Annotated in this window: 12 protein-coding genes; 4 read left to right on the top strand and 8 right to left on the bottom strand. The window is 65.6% G+C overall.

The genetic code is table 11. From position 1 onward, the window contains the following. Positions 1-11 precede the first annotated feature (11 nt). Genes NY08_RS16580 through NY08_RS16565 form a run of 4 tightly spaced genes read right to left on the bottom strand, consistent with a single transcriptional unit; the run spans position 12 to position 5,025 of the window. Positions 12-2,336, bottom strand: coding sequence for a xanthine dehydrogenase family protein molybdopterin-binding subunit (locus NY08_RS16580; RefSeq protein WP_235386934.1), 2,325 nt, complete (start codon positions 2,334-2,336; stop codon positions 12-14). Next, positions 2,333-3,685, bottom strand: coding sequence for an 8-oxoguanine deaminase (locus NY08_RS16575; RefSeq protein WP_200893123.1), 1,353 nt, complete (start codon positions 3,683-3,685; stop codon positions 2,333-2,335). The genes NY08_RS16580 and NY08_RS16575 overlap by 4 nt, the downstream gene beginning before the upstream one ends. Next, on the bottom strand, positions 3,682-4,155 hold the full coding sequence (locus NY08_RS16570) for a (2Fe-2S)-binding protein (RefSeq protein ID WP_032396847.1): 474 nt from the start codon (positions 4,153-4,155) through the stop codon (positions 3,682-3,684). Before NY08_RS16570 ends, NY08_RS16575 begins: the two co-directional genes overlap by 4 nt. A gap of 3 nt (positions 4,156-4,158) precedes the next feature. Next, positions 4,159-5,025, bottom strand: a complete 867-nt coding sequence (locus tag NY08_RS16565) for an FAD binding domain-containing protein (protein ID WP_045197571.1) — start codon at positions 5,023-5,025, stop codon at positions 4,159-4,161. Positions 5,026-5,172: 147 nt separating this feature from the next. On the opposite strand from NY08_RS16565, the gene NY08_RS16560 reads away from it, so the two are divergent. Both NY08_RS16560 and NY08_RS16555 read left to right on the top strand, forming a co-directional pair. After that, on the top strand, positions 5,173-6,678 hold the full coding sequence (locus NY08_RS16560; protein ID WP_045197569.1) for a PucR family transcriptional regulator: 1,506 nt from the start codon (positions 5,173-5,175) through the stop codon (positions 6,676-6,678). Positions 6,679-6,727: 49 nt separating this feature from the next. Beyond that, on the top strand, positions 6,728-7,024 hold the full coding sequence (locus NY08_RS16555) for a putative quinol monooxygenase (RefSeq protein ID WP_032396844.1): 297 nt from the start codon (positions 6,728-6,730) through the stop codon (positions 7,022-7,024). 15 nt (positions 7,025-7,039) lie between these two features. On the opposite strand, the gene NY08_RS16550 is transcribed toward NY08_RS16555, so the two are convergent. The 4 genes from NY08_RS16550 to NY08_RS16535 all read right to left on the bottom strand — a co-directional run bounded on the left by NY08_RS16550 (position 7,040) and on the right by NY08_RS16535 (position 13,110). Then, on the bottom strand, positions 7,040-8,743 hold the full coding sequence (locus NY08_RS16550; RefSeq protein WP_045197567.1) for an EAL domain-containing protein: 1,704 nt from the start codon (positions 8,741-8,743) through the stop codon (positions 7,040-7,042). Positions 8,744-8,891: 148 nt separating this feature from the next. Beyond that, a complete protein-coding gene (locus NY08_RS16545) occupies positions 8,892-11,261 on the bottom strand; it encodes a lysylphosphatidylglycerol synthase transmembrane domain-containing protein (RefSeq protein ID WP_045197565.1) in 2,370 nt (789 codons plus the stop codon). 9 nt (positions 11,262-11,270) lie between these two features. Next, complete coding sequence (locus NY08_RS16540) at positions 11,271-11,858, bottom strand: GNAT family N-acetyltransferase (protein WP_032397303.1); 588 nt, start codon at positions 11,856-11,858, stop codon at positions 11,271-11,273. Next, complete coding sequence (locus NY08_RS16535; RefSeq protein ID WP_045197563.1) at positions 11,827-13,110, bottom strand: MFS transporter; 1,284 nt, start codon at positions 13,108-13,110, stop codon at positions 11,827-11,829. The genes NY08_RS16540 and NY08_RS16535 overlap by 32 nt, the downstream gene beginning before the upstream one ends. Positions 13,111-13,203: 93 nt before the next feature. Here NY08_RS16535 and NY08_RS16530 point away from each other — a divergent pair, with 93 nt between their 5' ends. Then, a complete protein-coding gene (locus NY08_RS16530) occupies positions 13,204-13,518 on the top strand; it encodes an ArsR/SmtB family transcription factor (RefSeq protein WP_032396840.1) in 315 nt (104 codons plus the stop codon). A gap of 34 nt (positions 13,519-13,552) precedes the next feature. Next, the gene (locus NY08_RS16525) at positions 13,553-14,701 is read left to right on the top strand and encodes a macrolide family glycosyltransferase (RefSeq protein WP_045200599.1); all 1,149 of its coding nucleotides are present in this window, start codon (positions 13,553-13,555) and stop codon (positions 14,699-14,701) included. Position 14,702: the final 1 nt, after the last annotated feature.

Below are 14,702 nucleotides of genomic sequence, written 5' to 3'. Positions count from 1 at the left end.
TGGAACTCGGATCAGCTGTTGATGATGTGTTCGGGTCGAACGGGCACGCGGGTCAACGCGAGCCCGGTGGCATTGCGGATGGCTGCGACCACTGCGGGCGTCGACGAGAGGGTGGGTGGCTCACCCGCACCGCGAAGACCGTACGGTGCCAGGGGATCCGGGTTCTCGAGGATGTCCAGCTTCATGGGCGGCATGTCCAGAATGGTCGGAATCAGGTAGTCGGTGAACGACGGGTTCTTCACCAGACCGTCCACGACGACTATTTCCTCCATCACCGCCAGACCGAGGCCCTGCGCTGTGCCGCCGTGGATCTGGCCCTCGAGCGAGAGCCGGTTGAGTATCTTGCCGACGTCCTGCACGGCCGCCATCTCGACGACCTTGACCAGGCCGAGTTCGACGTCGACGTCCACCACGGCGCGATGGACACACAGTGCGAGCTGGGTGTGGCTCGCGCCCTGTCCGGTAACCGGATCCATTCCGCTGGTGGGGCGATGGTGGAATTCGCGGGTCTGCTCGATGACTCGGTCGCCGAGCACATCCTCGATCGTCGCCAGCACACCGTCGGTGGCCGAGACGATCTTGCCGCCGTCGAGGCTCAGGTCTGCCACCGCGCGACCCAGGTACAGGCCGGCCAGGACGAATACCGCCTCGCGCACGGCCTCGCAGGCGGTCTTGACCGCCCCGCCGGTCATGTACGACTGCCGTGACGCCGAGGAAGATCCGGCATTGCCGACCTTGGTGTCGGCGGGATGAATGACGACCTTGGTGACACCGAGCTCGGTGCGTGCGATTTGGGCCTCCAACGTCACCAGTCCCTGCCCGACCTCGGCGGCAGCGGTGTGCACCAATGCTGTTGCCTCGCCACCGATCACCTCCAGTCGAACGCGCGCGGTGGAGTAGTCGTCGTAGTTCTCGGAGAAGCAGATGTTCTTGATGCCGACGCCGTAACCGATCCCGCGTACGACGCCTTCGCCGTGGGTGGTCTGCGATGCCCCACCCGGCAGATTACGGATGTCCGACGCGTCCACGGGAGCAGGCAGTTCCATCGCCTCGGCTCGGGCGAGCATCTCGGCGAGCGGCGCGGGCGCTTCGATGACCTGGCCGGTCGCCAGGATCGATCCCTGGCTGACGGCGTTGATCTGCCGGATCGCCACCGGACCGATGCCGCAGGCCTCGCCGAGCTTGTCCATCATCGACTCGTACGCGAAACATGCTTGTACTGCGCCGAATCCACGCATAGCGCCGCACGGCGGGTTGTTGGTGTACACCCCGTACGCATCGATCTCGATGTTGGGGATGACGTACGGTCCCACGCCCAGAGAGGCAGCGTTGCCGACCACATTGAGGGTGGCGGAGGTGTACGCGCCGCCGTCGAGGATGATCTCGACATCGGCGAACACGAGCTTGCCGTCGCGAGTCGCACCGTACTCGTAGTGCATCTGCGCGGGGTGGCGGTGCACGTGTCCGAAGAACGATTCGTAGCGGTTGTAGACGATCTTGACGGGCTTGCCGGTGTGCATGGCGAGCATCGCCGCGTGGATCTGCATCGACAGGTCCTCGCGACCACCGAATGCCCCACCGACGCCGGCGAGCGTCATCCGGATCTTCTCCTCGGGCAGTCCGAGGCAGGGCCCGATCTGCGCGAGGTCGTTGTGCATCCACTGGGTCGCCACGTACAGGTCGACGCCGCCGTCCTCGGCCGGAACAGCCAGTCCCGATTCGGGTCCCAGGAACGCCTGATCTTGAATGCCGACGGCGAAGTCGCTGCTGACGATCACGTCCGCGGTCGCCCGCGCGGCTGCGACGTTGCCGACGCGAACCGGCTGATGGCGGGCCACTCCGCCGCGTTCCTGCACCTTCGGGTAGTCCGGGTCGAGGGCTGCGCGTCGGGCATCGGTCAGGGGTTCGAGCACGTCGTAGACCACGACGATCTTTTCCATTGCACGCCTGGCAGTTTCGGGATGATCGGCGGCGATGAGTGCGATCGGTTCGCCTTCGTGCCGCACCTCGTCGAAGGCCAGCACCGGCTGGTCCCACGTGTGGTCGAGTCCGAAGCATTTGCGTCCCGGCACGTCGTCGTGGGTGAGCACGGCCTCGACGCCGGGAGTCGCCAGAGCCTGGGAGATGTCGACCGAGACGATCTTCGCCCGGGGATGAGGGCTGCGAAGCGTTGCGCCCCAGAGCATGCCGTCGATGAACAGGTCCGACGAATATGCGAACTCGCCCTTGACCTTCAGGGTGCCGTCGGGTCGCAGTGGGCTGTCTCCGACGCGACCGCGTCCCGGTGCGGGGATGTCGGCGGGAGCTTGACGGGGTGTGGTGGTCGGGGCGCTCACAGCACGTCCTCCGCGAGTTTCATCAGGCGACGGTGCGCATCGGCTCCGGCGCGGCCTATTTCGTCCTGCGGTGCGCTGGTCAACACGTCGTTCTCGACGATCGTTCGACCGCCCACCATCAACCGCGCGAGCGGTGGTGTCTGCCCGTACGCGAACGCAACGACGGGGTCGTCCACGGCCGAGTAGAAGCCGTCCGTGCGCCAGATCGCGATGTCGGCCAGCTTGCCGACCTCGAGCGAACCGATCTCGCTCTGCCGTCCCAGTACCGTTGCTCCGCCCAGTGTTCCGATCTCGAGTGCCTGACGCGCCGTCAGTGCGGTCGGTCCGTACTTGGCTCGTTGCATGTACATCGCCTGTCGCACTTCGCCGGCCAGCGGCACCATTTCGGCCGAGGCCGAACCGTCGACTCCGAGGCCGACGGGTGCGCAGGCCGCGAGCAGATCGGAGATTCGGGCGATACCTGCGCCCAGCCGTGCATTGGAACTCGGGCAGTGGGCGGTACCGGTGCCGGTGGCCGCCATCTTCGCGATATCGGAATCGTGCAGGTGTACCGCGTGGGCGAACCACACGTCGTCACCCAGCCAGCCGACCTGCTCCATGTACTCGACCGGGGTGCAGTTCATCTGAGCGAGGCAGTGCTCTTCCTCGTCGAGGGTCTCGGCCAGATGCGTATGCAGGCGAACACCTTTGGCGCGGGCAAGCCCCGCGGACTCCACGAGCAATTCTTTGCTGATGGAGAACGGCGAGCACGGTGCGACCGCGATGCGGAGCATCGAACCGAAGGACGCGTCGTGGTAGGTGTCGATGGCCTCGGCCGTCGCGGTGAGGATGTCGTCGAGCGATTCGACCACCTCGTCCGGCGGCAACCCGCCGTCGGACACGCCTCGGTCCATCGAGCCGCGGCACGGCTGGAATCGGACGCCGATGCGTCGTGCGGCATCGATCTCGGCGGCGAACAGATCGCCTCGGCCCTTGGGGAAGATGTAGTGGTGATCGGTGCTGGTGGTGCAGCCCGACTTGGCGAGCCAACCGAGACCGGCGGCTGCGGCTCCCCCGACCACCTCGGCGTCCATCTTCGACCACGGCTTGTACAGGGCGACAAGCCATTCGAAGAGCGTGTTGTCCTTGGCCAGGCCCTGGGAAGCCCACTGGTACAGGTGGTGGTGGGTGTTGACCAGGCCGGGGGTGACGAGGCAACCCGTCGCGTCGATCGTCTCGGCCCCGGCGATCACCGGTGCGGGGCCCGAGCCGATGGCGCTGATCGTGGTGCCCTCGACCACGAGATATCCGGAGGGGATTTCGTCCCCGACGATGGGTGCGATGTACGCATCCGAGATCACCGTGGTCATTCGGCTTCGGCCTTTCGTGTAGCAGCGAGCCGAACTGCATCCAGGATTTTCTCGTATCCGGTACAGCGGCAGAGGTTTCCAGCGAGAGATTCGCGAATTTCGACGTCCGACGGGTTGGGAACGCGCTCGATCAGGTCGTGCGCCTGGACCACCAGTCCCGGGGTGCAGAATCCGCACTGAACGGCTCCGCACTCGACGAACGCCTCTTGCATCGGGTCGAGCTTGTCGCCCTCGGCGAGGCCCTCGACGGTACGGATCTCGCGGCCCTCTACCTGACCGGCCGCCACCAGGCAGGCGCAGGCCGGAATGCCGTCGAGATAGACGGTGCACGAACCGCATTCGCCTTGTTCGCACGCGTTCTTGGACCCGGGTAGTCCCATGCGCTCGCGGAGCAGGTACAGCAGACTTTCGCCCTCCCAGACGTCGTCGGCTTCCATGTCTTTACCGTTGATGGTGCAATTGACTCGCATGTTTCAGGCCACCTTCCGTGCGGCTGTGAGGTCCCGCCATGCCCAACCCAGTGTTCGCCGGGCCATCACGGACAGGGCGTGCTTGCGGTAATCGGCAGTGCCACGTACGTCGTCGATGGGACTTGCTGCCGCACTGACCAATCGGCCGAACTCCTCCGACACCCGAGGATCGAGAGCACCGTCCCACTCGAGTTCGGCCGCGAGGTAGTTCTCGGCATCGTAAGCCCGACGCGGCGTCGGCGCAGCGGAGCCGAGACCGGTACCGACGCGACCCTCGTGCGGAAACAGTGCGATCGAGAACGAGCAGACGGCGATGACCATGGCGTTGCGGGTGCCGATCTTCGAGAAGTACTGCGGCCCTGCTGCCGGTGCCACGTGGAAGGCGCGAATGAGTTCGTCGGGCAGGCAGGAATTACGTTTGACGCCGAGGTAGAACTCGGTCGCGGGAATCATGCGCACGCCGCGCTCGGCCGATTCGACCTCGACGGTCGCGCCCGCCGCAAGCAGCGGCGCATGCAGATCGCCTGCGGGGGACGCGCCACCGAGGTTGCCGCCGACGGTGCCGCGATTGCGGATCTGCGGCGAGCCGACCGTGCGGGACGCCTGGGCGATGCCGGGAAGCCTGTCTCCCAGCTCGGCGATGATCCGTACGTACGGCACACCGGCTCCCACCCGCAGGGTGCCGTCGGGAAGCTGCTCCCACTCGGTCAGCTCGGTGATCGGGTTCAGGTCCAGCAAGCCCCCCGGACGATGCAGATCGAAGTTCATCTCGACCATGACGTCGGTGCCGCCCTGGATGGGCACCACGTCGACATCGTCGGCCTTTGCGGCCAAGGCGTCGCTCCAGGTCTGTGGTCGCAGGAATTGCATATCTTTGCTCTCCGCTCGCTGTCTGCATATCAAGTTCACCCAGTACAGCCGCCGCGTGCGATGCGAACGAGAGACAGGAACGACGAAGTATGACGCCGATCACAGTGTAGGTTTTGGAGGATCCTACGAAGAGGAGGTCGATTCACCGTGCGGCTGCGTGATCTGGCTGATCTCCCCGATCTGGAACTGCAGCCGATCGTCACTCCCGAGCACTTCGATCCGACGATCAGATGGGTCGTGACCACCGACATGCTCGATCCGAGCCGCTATCTCAGCGGCGGCGAGCTGGTGCTGACCGGTCTGATGTGGCGGACGGGCCCCGAGGACTCGATGACGTTCGTGCGGGCGGTGTCCAAGGCCGGCATCGCAGCGCTCGCGGCATCCGACGACGGCGTGGTACCCGACGATCTGGTGGACGCGTGCCTCGAACACGGGCTACCGCTCTTTCGTGTTCCGGCCGACATCGCTTTCGCCACGGTCACCGAGAGTGTCGTCCGACAACTGTCGACGGCGAGAGCATCGGACCTGAGTCTCGTGCTCGACCGGCATCGACGCCTCGTGGCGAGCGCAGGCCCGGGCGGCGGACTGGGCCCGCTGCTGGAGATGGTCAGCTCCGATCTGGGCATGAACTGCTGGGTGGTCACTGCGTCGGGACGGGTACTCGCCGGATCCGACAACCCGCCGGACACCGAGGCCGTGGCGCAGGAATTCATGACGTCGGTGCGGCTGCCGCGGTACTGCCGAGAGCAGCGTGTGTCGGTGTTCGCTGTCGATGGAGAGTCTGCACCGCGGGTCGTGGATTGGTTCGTGGCATTCGAAAGCGATTGGCAGACATGGGATGCACCGAGGCTGTCTCTGGCCGGGCAGCTGGCGTCGATCGTGGCCGTGGAGCGCGGTCGCGTCGACGACCGTCTCTCGGGGTCGGGAATTCTGGCCCAGGAGTTCGTGCGCGCGATCGTCGGGGGCGCGACGCCCGCCGACGTCCTCGCCCAGATGGACGTCATCGGACTCGACACCGAAACACGCTACGCTGCAGTGGCTGTGGCCACATCCGGCGAGCCGTTGCGGCTCGGTGAGTTACGTCCGTTGCTGCGAGAAGTGTTGGCACCGTTGGAGATCACGGTCGGGATCGTCGACGACGAGGCCATCGCGTTGGTGGAGGCGCGAACCGACCGAACCGATTCCGTTCGGCGAGCCGTCCACACGCTGGCGCCCGGACTGATCGGTAGCGGCACCTCGATCGGTGTCAGCGCACCGACCGCGCCCGCCGACATCCGAAGTGCGATAGAGGAAGCGCGCTACGCCCGCCGGCTCGCCGAGCGCCGTGGCTCGGACTGCAGCGTCGTCGGCCACGACGAATTGGCAACGCTGACAATTCTTCTCGCCAACGTTCCGGGTGACGTGCGACGCATGTTCACCTCGCGGCTGCTGACTCCCCTGGTGGACTACGACGACCTGCACAACAGCGATCTCGTCGAGACACTGTCGGTGTACCTCGACACCAACGGTGCCTGGACGCGTTGTGCCGAACAGCTGCACATGCACGTCAATTCCGTCCGATATCGCATCCAGCGCATCGAGGAACTCACCGGTCGTGATCTGTCGCGGCTGGAGGACAGAATCGAGTTCTACTTGGCACTTCGGCTGAGATGACCAGTGTGGGCGGGAGTGGAGCCTGGGGAACGACCCATAGACTGGGGCCATGGCTCTCATTGCATTGTTGGATCTGACGTTCAAGCCCGAGTCCGTCGCCGAGGCCCGTTCGTTGTTGCGGACGGTACTCGCCGATACTCGCGCATTCGAGGGCTGCCTCGGAGTCGAGGTGTGGGTCGACGAGGAGAACGAGGCGCACGTGATTGCCTACGAGACGTGGGAGTCGGTCGAGGCCGATGCGAAGTACCGCGAGTTCCGCGCGGGTCCGGGCAAGATCGTCGAATTGCCGCCGCTGCTCGCCGCAGCGCCGTCGTTGACCAAGTTCACCGTCGATTCGTCGATCTGATCCCGGAAGGTTCGGTCACGTCGCCACTCGTCGGTGGGAGTGCGCGGACGCCGGTTCCGGTCGGCCGGTGAGGAAGCCCTGAACCATCTCGGCCCCGAGTTCGTTCGCCACCTGCAGTTCCCCTTCGGTCTCGACGCCTTCCAGGATGACGGCGGCGTCGATCTTCCGGGCCAAGTCGATGATCGCGGCCGCGGCCGCTCGCCGCAGGGGATCACGGTCGATTCCGTGGACCAGCGCGTAGTCCACTTTGAGGATGTCCGGGCGCAGTTCGATCACGTGACGTAGACCGGCGAATCCGGCACCGACGTCGTCGATGGAAATCTGCACTCCCGCAGCGCGGAGGGTGTCGATGGCTCGGGTGACCGCGAGGTAGTCGTCGACACGCTCGTGCTCGGTGATCTCGAGATAGAACGTCCGGGACGCCAGGTGCGGACGTAGTCGATCGAGCAGGTTCGTCGTCCGGATGGTGTCGGCCGATGCGTTGAGCGAGACGAACGATCCCGGCGGCAGCTCGTGCATCGCGTCGAGCGCCCTGTCGAGTGCGGCTCGTTCGAGGCGGGGGCCGATGCCGGCCTCGGTGGCGTCGCGGTACCACGACAGCGGAGATCCGGCACCGAAGGGAAAGCGCGAGAGCGCCTCGAAGCCGACTACGGATCCGGTGACGGTCTCGCAGATGGGCTGAAAGAAGATATCGGGGCCGCCGGATGCGATGAGTTCGTCGATCCGGATCCGCGTCTGCTCGTGCGAGTTCGTTTCGGGAAGACGATCGGACGAGGCCGCGTTCCCGGAGGTTCGCGACTTGAATCGGTACATCTCTATGTCGGCCAGTGCGATCAATCGTCTGACAAGGACGTGAATGCTGGTCTCCGAGTCGAGTGCTTCGACCGCGGATCCGAGGCTGGTGGTGAACCGAGGTCCGTCGAACGTCTCCTCCAGGGCGGCTCGAATCCTGTTGTCCGACTGGATGATCTCCTCACGAGTTCCGGCTCGGACAACCACGAACTCGTCGCCGCCCAGTCGTGCGACCGCCGACCGATCGCCCACGGCCTCGGACAGGCGTCGGGCGACCTCGATCAGGACGGCGTCGCCCGAGGGGTGCCCGAATCTGTCGTTGATCTGCTTGAAACGGTCGATGTCGAGGACCGTCACCCCCACGGCGTCGCCTGCCTCGGAAGGCGAGACGCCGAGGGTGTCCACGGTGTCCAGCAGACCGCGGCGATTCCACAGGCCGGTCAACGGGTCGCGCAGCGCCCGTGCGGCCTTGAGTCGGAGCTGCCCGATGTAGGCCTTGATCATGAAGGGGGCGGCGTACAGGGAACCGATGGTGACGATGCGGGACGCAGCCGACCACGGATCGGCACCATCGAGTACGGCCAGGACACCGAGTGTCAGCAGAGTGACGGTCGCGACGGCGAGGTGCAGCATCATCATCCGGTAGGAACTTCCGACGACGATGAAGGCGGCGACGATCGCGAACATCGCGCAACCCGGCATCGCGTCGAAGTGAGTCCGAAAGGCGAACAGAACCGAGACGATGCCGACATCGGCGTACAGGATATAGGCCATGGCCAGGCGTGGGGATGTCCAGGGACGGAGGTACCAGGCGATGGCCACGGGCACCGTGGTGGCCGACGCGAGAAGAACCGCGATCGAGGCCGAACCGGAGAACTGCCCCGCCGGGATCATCAGCACCCCGGCCAGTCCGAACGTCAGCGTCATTCCGCTGATGAAAAGACGAACCCAACGCTCCTCGGCGGTGGGTATGAACTGTCCCAGATCGGAAATCGCAACGCCCTCCGTCGAATAAGGCCCCCCACCTGCATGAACGCTAGCACTCGCGGTGTTCACGCACCCCGAATCGGACCAATCAGACCATGTCTCGCTTGGTGAGCCACCGCAAGGTCGGCCACCCGAGAAACACCGGCAACCAGCAGGTCAGGACGCGATAGAGCAGGACCGACGGGACGGCGATGGAGGCGGGAACGCCGAAGGCCGCGAGACCGCCGATGAGCGCTGCCTCCACGGCACCCACACCGCCCGGCGTCGGCGCCGCGGAAGCCAGAGTCCCGCCGATCATGGTGACGACCGTGACCGTGACGAACGTGGTGCCGCCGCCGAAGGCCTCGATGCTCGCCCACAAGGCGAGCGCGGCACCCAACGTCGTCGCCGCGCAGCCGAGGATGATGATCGAGAAGCGTTTGGGGTCGCGGGCGAGCTCGCCCAGTTCACCGAGGACCTCTTTGATCTGCGGTCGGACGGCCACTTTCAGCCAGCGGCGCAGCTTGGGTACGAACATGAACGTACCGACGACACCGAAGGCCGCACCCGCGAGGAGATACAGCACGGTGTTGCCCGGCACCATGTTCGAGAGCCCGGACGACGTGCCTGCGACGACGCTGAAGAAGATCAACAGGCTCACGTGCGTGATCACCTGGACGGACTGCTGCAACGCCACGGCAGCCGTCGCGCGGACCGTTCCCAGCCCGCCCTTCTGCAGGAACCGAACACTCAGGGCCAGTCCGCCGACACCCGCGGGAGTCGTGGTTGCCGCAAACGTGTTGGCGACCTGCATCACCGTCAGATTCCAGAAGCTGACCTTGCCCAGTGCGCACGCCCACAACGCGGCTCCGGCACCGACGTACGTCAGGGCCGACACCGACAGACCGAGCAGAGCCCACCACCAGTTGGCCGAACCGAGTTCGGTGACGAACGCGGGAACCGCACTGATGAACGGATATGCGACGTAGACCAATCCGATCAACAACACGAGCGAGATGATCTGATTGCGGCTGAATCGGGTGACCTGTTCGGCCTCGATCTTGGCGGTGCCGGTCTGTTCGAGGACCTCGAGCCGAACCGCCTTCATCGTCTTGTCGGCGTCGCGCACCGATTGGCGAATACGAGGCGGGATGGCGGACTTGGTCAATCGACCCGAGGCCGCGATCACGGTGTCGAAGCCGAGTACGTCGACGGCGGTGGCGACGGCGCGCTGAGAACCGAAGAGGTCTGCCGTGGTGAGCAACAACTGCGCGACGTCGGACTGCATCTGGGAATCCGACGCACCCAGTTCGGCGTGGCCGAAACCGCAGAAGAGGGCCTTGCCGTCGTGGATCCTCAGCTCGCCACGGTGCAGGTCGCCGTGGGAGATCTGATTCTCGTGCAGGGTGTTCAGGGCCGACCAGAGAGCGCCGAGGGTGGCGTCGTCGTGCTCGGCCTCGACCGGATCACCGATGGGCAGACTGTGCGCGTACAGGGTCCATCCTCTGTCGAGCGCTGCCACCGCCAACGGGTGACTGCCTGCCGCTCCCAACCCCTTGATGGCCAGACCCATCAGGGCGCGATGCTCGACTGCCCGACGCATCGACGCGTGCAACGGCGCAGTCTCGCTGCCGCGCAGCGTGATCCACCGCCAGGACTGGCGCAGGGCACCACCGCTGCGCTGATTCTGCCCGTACAACTCGACCACCACATCGGCGTCGGGAGTGTGCGCGTTCAACACCAACGGGCCGGGGCCGGCCGGACGGACGACGGTGAAGCTGCGAACGGTGACACCGCGGCTGTGGAACAGACGAACCGCCGCGTCGAGCGGAACCTCCAGCGCCGGTGTGCCGACGAGCAACACGATGACGGCTCCGACGAGCCAGCCGACCGCGAGTCCGAGCATCGAGCGAGCCGGAACCACGGTGGAGACGACCAGGTGGATCGGTACGAACGCGAGCAACAGCGTCCACCATGCCCGACGCCACTTCGCGGGGAGACCGGGGCCGGAGACCGTCAGCGCCGCAGCCAACATCGCGATCCAGCGCGAATCGTCGAGGAACTGCGCGAGGAACGTGTCGAGCCGCTCGGGAACGTCGAGGTCCCAGGTGGGAGTGGAGATCCCGGTTCCGGTGATCGACAGCGCCAGCGCGGCCAGCAGTGCCGCGGCCGCGTACCCGGCGAGCAGTTTCCATTTGCGGCCCGCGACCAGTCCGATCAGGACGCCGAACGGAAGCGCGAGAATGGCGACTCCGTAGACGATGTAGACCGCATTGGATTGGTCGGGGCTGAGCACACCGACGATGTTCGATACCGATTGCTCGAGCGCATCCCACTGATTTCTGGTGATCAGCGAACCGGCGATCACCACGCCCAGCAGAGCCGAGGCCGACACGACCCGAATGATGTCGCTGGTTCTTCGCACCAGCGGCTGAAGCAGGCTCCCCGCTACGGGAATGTCCCGCCCATCCACACGCATGGGGTCAACCTACCGTGCGGTACGCCTGCGGAGTTCGTTGCGGACGGTTGGCCATTCGGATTCGATGATCGAGAACACGACGGTGTCACGCAACGAACCGTCGGACATGCGTTGATGATTGCGCAGAATCCCGTCCTGCTTGGCACCCAGTTTCGCGATCGCCGTCCGCGATTGCAGGTTCATCCAGTGGGTACGAAATTCGACGGCTATGCATCCCAGTTCCTCGAACGCATGCGTCAACAGCAGCAGTTTGCTCGCGGGATTGGTGCCGGTTCCGTGCGCGGAGCGGGCATTCCAGGTGTATCCGATTTCGACGCGACGGTTGGTGGCGTCGGCGTTGCAGAATGTCGTCGCTCCGATGATCTGCCCGGTGTCGTTGCGGCGCAGTGTGAACGGAAGCATCGTGCCCGCGTCGAGCAGCCCGAGTCGACGGTCGATCTCGGCCGCCATCTCCTCGGGCTTCGGGACGCTGGTGTACCAGAGGTTCCACAGCTCGCCGTCGCGCGCGGCGTCGCACAGACCTTCGAGGTGATCGTGGCTCAGCGGCTCGAGGGTCACGAGATCGTCAGTGAGGGTCACCGGCTGCAGAAAGGACATTCGCCGACGATACGTCGGATCTGGCCGTCCGGGAAAGCGCGATGATCAGTGCTGCCGTGACGGCAACGGCCACCGCGACGAGGGCGATCACTTCGGTGAAGGCATGGGCGTAGGCGTCGGCGAACCCTTGCCGCCCGGCCGCCGCTGCCTCGGCGTCGGCTTCGTCGGGCACCCGGTCCCGGACGAAGATCGCCAGCAGCCAGGCGTAGCCGGCGACCATCACGGCCTCGCCACCGATGCGGAAGAGATTGAGTACTCCCGCTGCGGTGCCGCTGCTGTGCGGCGGAACTGCCGCAAGCGCTTCGCCGTCGACCAGACCGATCGGCAGCCCGAAACCGAGCCCCAACACGATCATCGGGACCACGACGGCGGCCAGCGACAGGCCGGGTTGCAGGGCCAACATGCCGAGATTCCCGAGAACCAGGAAGCCGAGGCTCGTCAGGATCACACGGTCGGGGGTGACGGCCTCGAAGACGACGATGGACCTGGCGACCGCCAGCGGGGCGATCAGCACCGGAATCGTCATCGCCAGCATGAGCAGTCCGGCTCGTCCGGGAGTCAGGGACGCGACGGCACCGAGCGCGGTGGGCAAGTAGGTGAGCAGGGTGACGAATCCGATGGCTCCGGCGACCGGGACCAGGCACAGCGCGAGGAAGCGGCGGTTTCGCAGCAGGCCGAAATCCGGCAGTTTCGATGGTGTGGATGTGCTTCGCACGGCAGGAAGAGCCAGCGTCCCGACGGCCGCGACGAGCAGAACGAGGGCCTGAGCTGCGAACACTCCTCGCCAATCGAGCACGGCGATCAGCAGTCCGGAAATGGTCGGCCCGAGTGCCAACCCCAGTCCGTTCACGGTGCCGAACAGGGCGAACGCGGTTGCTCGTTCGGTCCCCTGGAAATGGAGCGAGAGAATCGACGTCGAGCCCACCAGGACTGCCGCGGCACCCGTGCCGGCGAGGACCCTCGCGGCGTCGAGCAGCAGCAGCGAGGACGCCAGAGCGCTGACCAGGCTGGCGACGGCAGTCAGCACGACGCCGATGCGAAACGACGTGCGGTGTCCGATGCGATCCGAGACCGCACCCCAGACGACGGTGAACAGCGCGAACGCGACGTTGAAGCCGTTGACGACCCACTGGAGCTGCGTCGGGTCGGAGCCGAGATCGGCAGCGATCACCGGGATCGCGATGGCTGTGCCCGAGATGGACATCGGTACGACGAACTGTGCCGCGAGTACGACCGGCAGAACCGCTCTCATGGATCCCCCTGCGCTGACGTAGGTACGATGACTTTCGTACTAGAACAGGTTTGAAGGTACGACGCAAGTCGTACCTAGCGAAAGGTGGCGTCGATGGCGGACGAGAACGGGCACCCCGAACCCGACGAGATGCAACTCGGTGCAGTGATGTCTGCACTGGCGGATCCACTGCGCCGCAAGGTGGTCACCGAACTCGTCGGCGACGACGACGGTGCCGAGCGCACCTGCATGTCGTTCGAGCTCGGCGTCACGAAATCGACTCTGACGCATCACTTTCGCGTGCTGCGCGAAGCGGGTCTGGTGTTCCAGGTCGACCGCGGCAACAGTCGCAAGGTGACGCTGCGACGCCAGGAGCTCAACGATCGATTCCCCGGCCTGCTGGATCTGATCGCCAACGAAATCCACTAGCTCGCTGCCCCGAGTGGGCTCTACGGTGGCAATCATGCACATCGCCATGATCGGCACGACTGCCCCCAGTCACATCTACCCATCGCTGGCCGTGATTGCCGAGCTGGTCCGGCGAGGGCATCGCGTCACCTATGCCGTCGGTGACTCTCTGCGGCATGTGGTCGAACCCGCGGGCGTCGAGGTGGTGCCGTTCTCCTCGATACTTCCCGACGGAGAGGGCTCGTGGCCGGACGATCCGGCGGCGGCGATGCAGGTCTTCCTCGACGAGGCCATTGCGGCGTATCCCGTGCTCACCGCGTTCTACGACGACGATCAGCCGGATCTGTTCCTCTACGACATCGGCGGAATGACGGCACCCGTACTCGGCGTGCGTTACGGCGTGACGGCCGTACAACTCTCGCCGACCTACGTGGCGTGGGACGGATACGTCGCGGATCTCGGTGATGCGATGACTTCTGTTCGGGAGTCGACAACGGGCGTTGCGTATCGCGACACCTACGCATCGTGGTTGCGAGACAACGACATCGACGCCGATCCCTGGGAGTGGATCACCTATCCGACGCACTGCCTGTCACTGACTCCACGAGTGATGCAACCCAACGCGGATCGGGTGGCCGACTCGGTGCAGTTCGTCGGACCGTGCCTCGATCCGGTACGCCTGAACGACCGCAGCTGGACCGCGCCCGAAGGACCGATCCTGTACATCTCCTTCGGTACGGGCTACAACGAGCGACCCGACTTCTACCGACTGTGTATCGAGACCTTCGCCGACACCGACTGGCACGTGGTGATCTCCATCGGCCGACGCGTCGATCCGGCCGCGCTCGGCGAGATTCCTGCCAATGTGGAACTGCACGAACATCTTCCGCAGCTCGCCGTGCTCGATTCGGCCACGGTGTTCATCACCCACGCCGGCATGGGTGGGTGCACCGAGGCCCTGTGGTTCGGCGTACCGACCGTGGCGGTCCCGCAGGCGGTCGATCAATTCGGCAACGCGGCGATGCTCGCCGAACTCGGCGTCGGCGTACACCTCGAATTCGAGAAGGTGACCGCCGCGAGCCTCGCAGGCGCTGTCGCGGGCGCGCGCGAATTGACCTCGCGCGCAGCCGAGATCAGTGCGGAGGTGCGATCACACGGAGGCGTCGACCAGGCCGCGGATGCGGTAGAGGCCTTTCTCGGCTGAC

The sequence above is a fragment of the Rhodococcus sp. B7740 genome, assembly GCF_000954115.1.
Classification (GTDB): Bacteria; Actinomycetota; Actinomycetes; order Mycobacteriales; family Mycobacteriaceae; genus Rhodococcoides.
The sequence above is the reverse complement of the archived record's forward strand: the minus strand, read 5'-3'. Positions and strand labels throughout refer to the sequence as shown.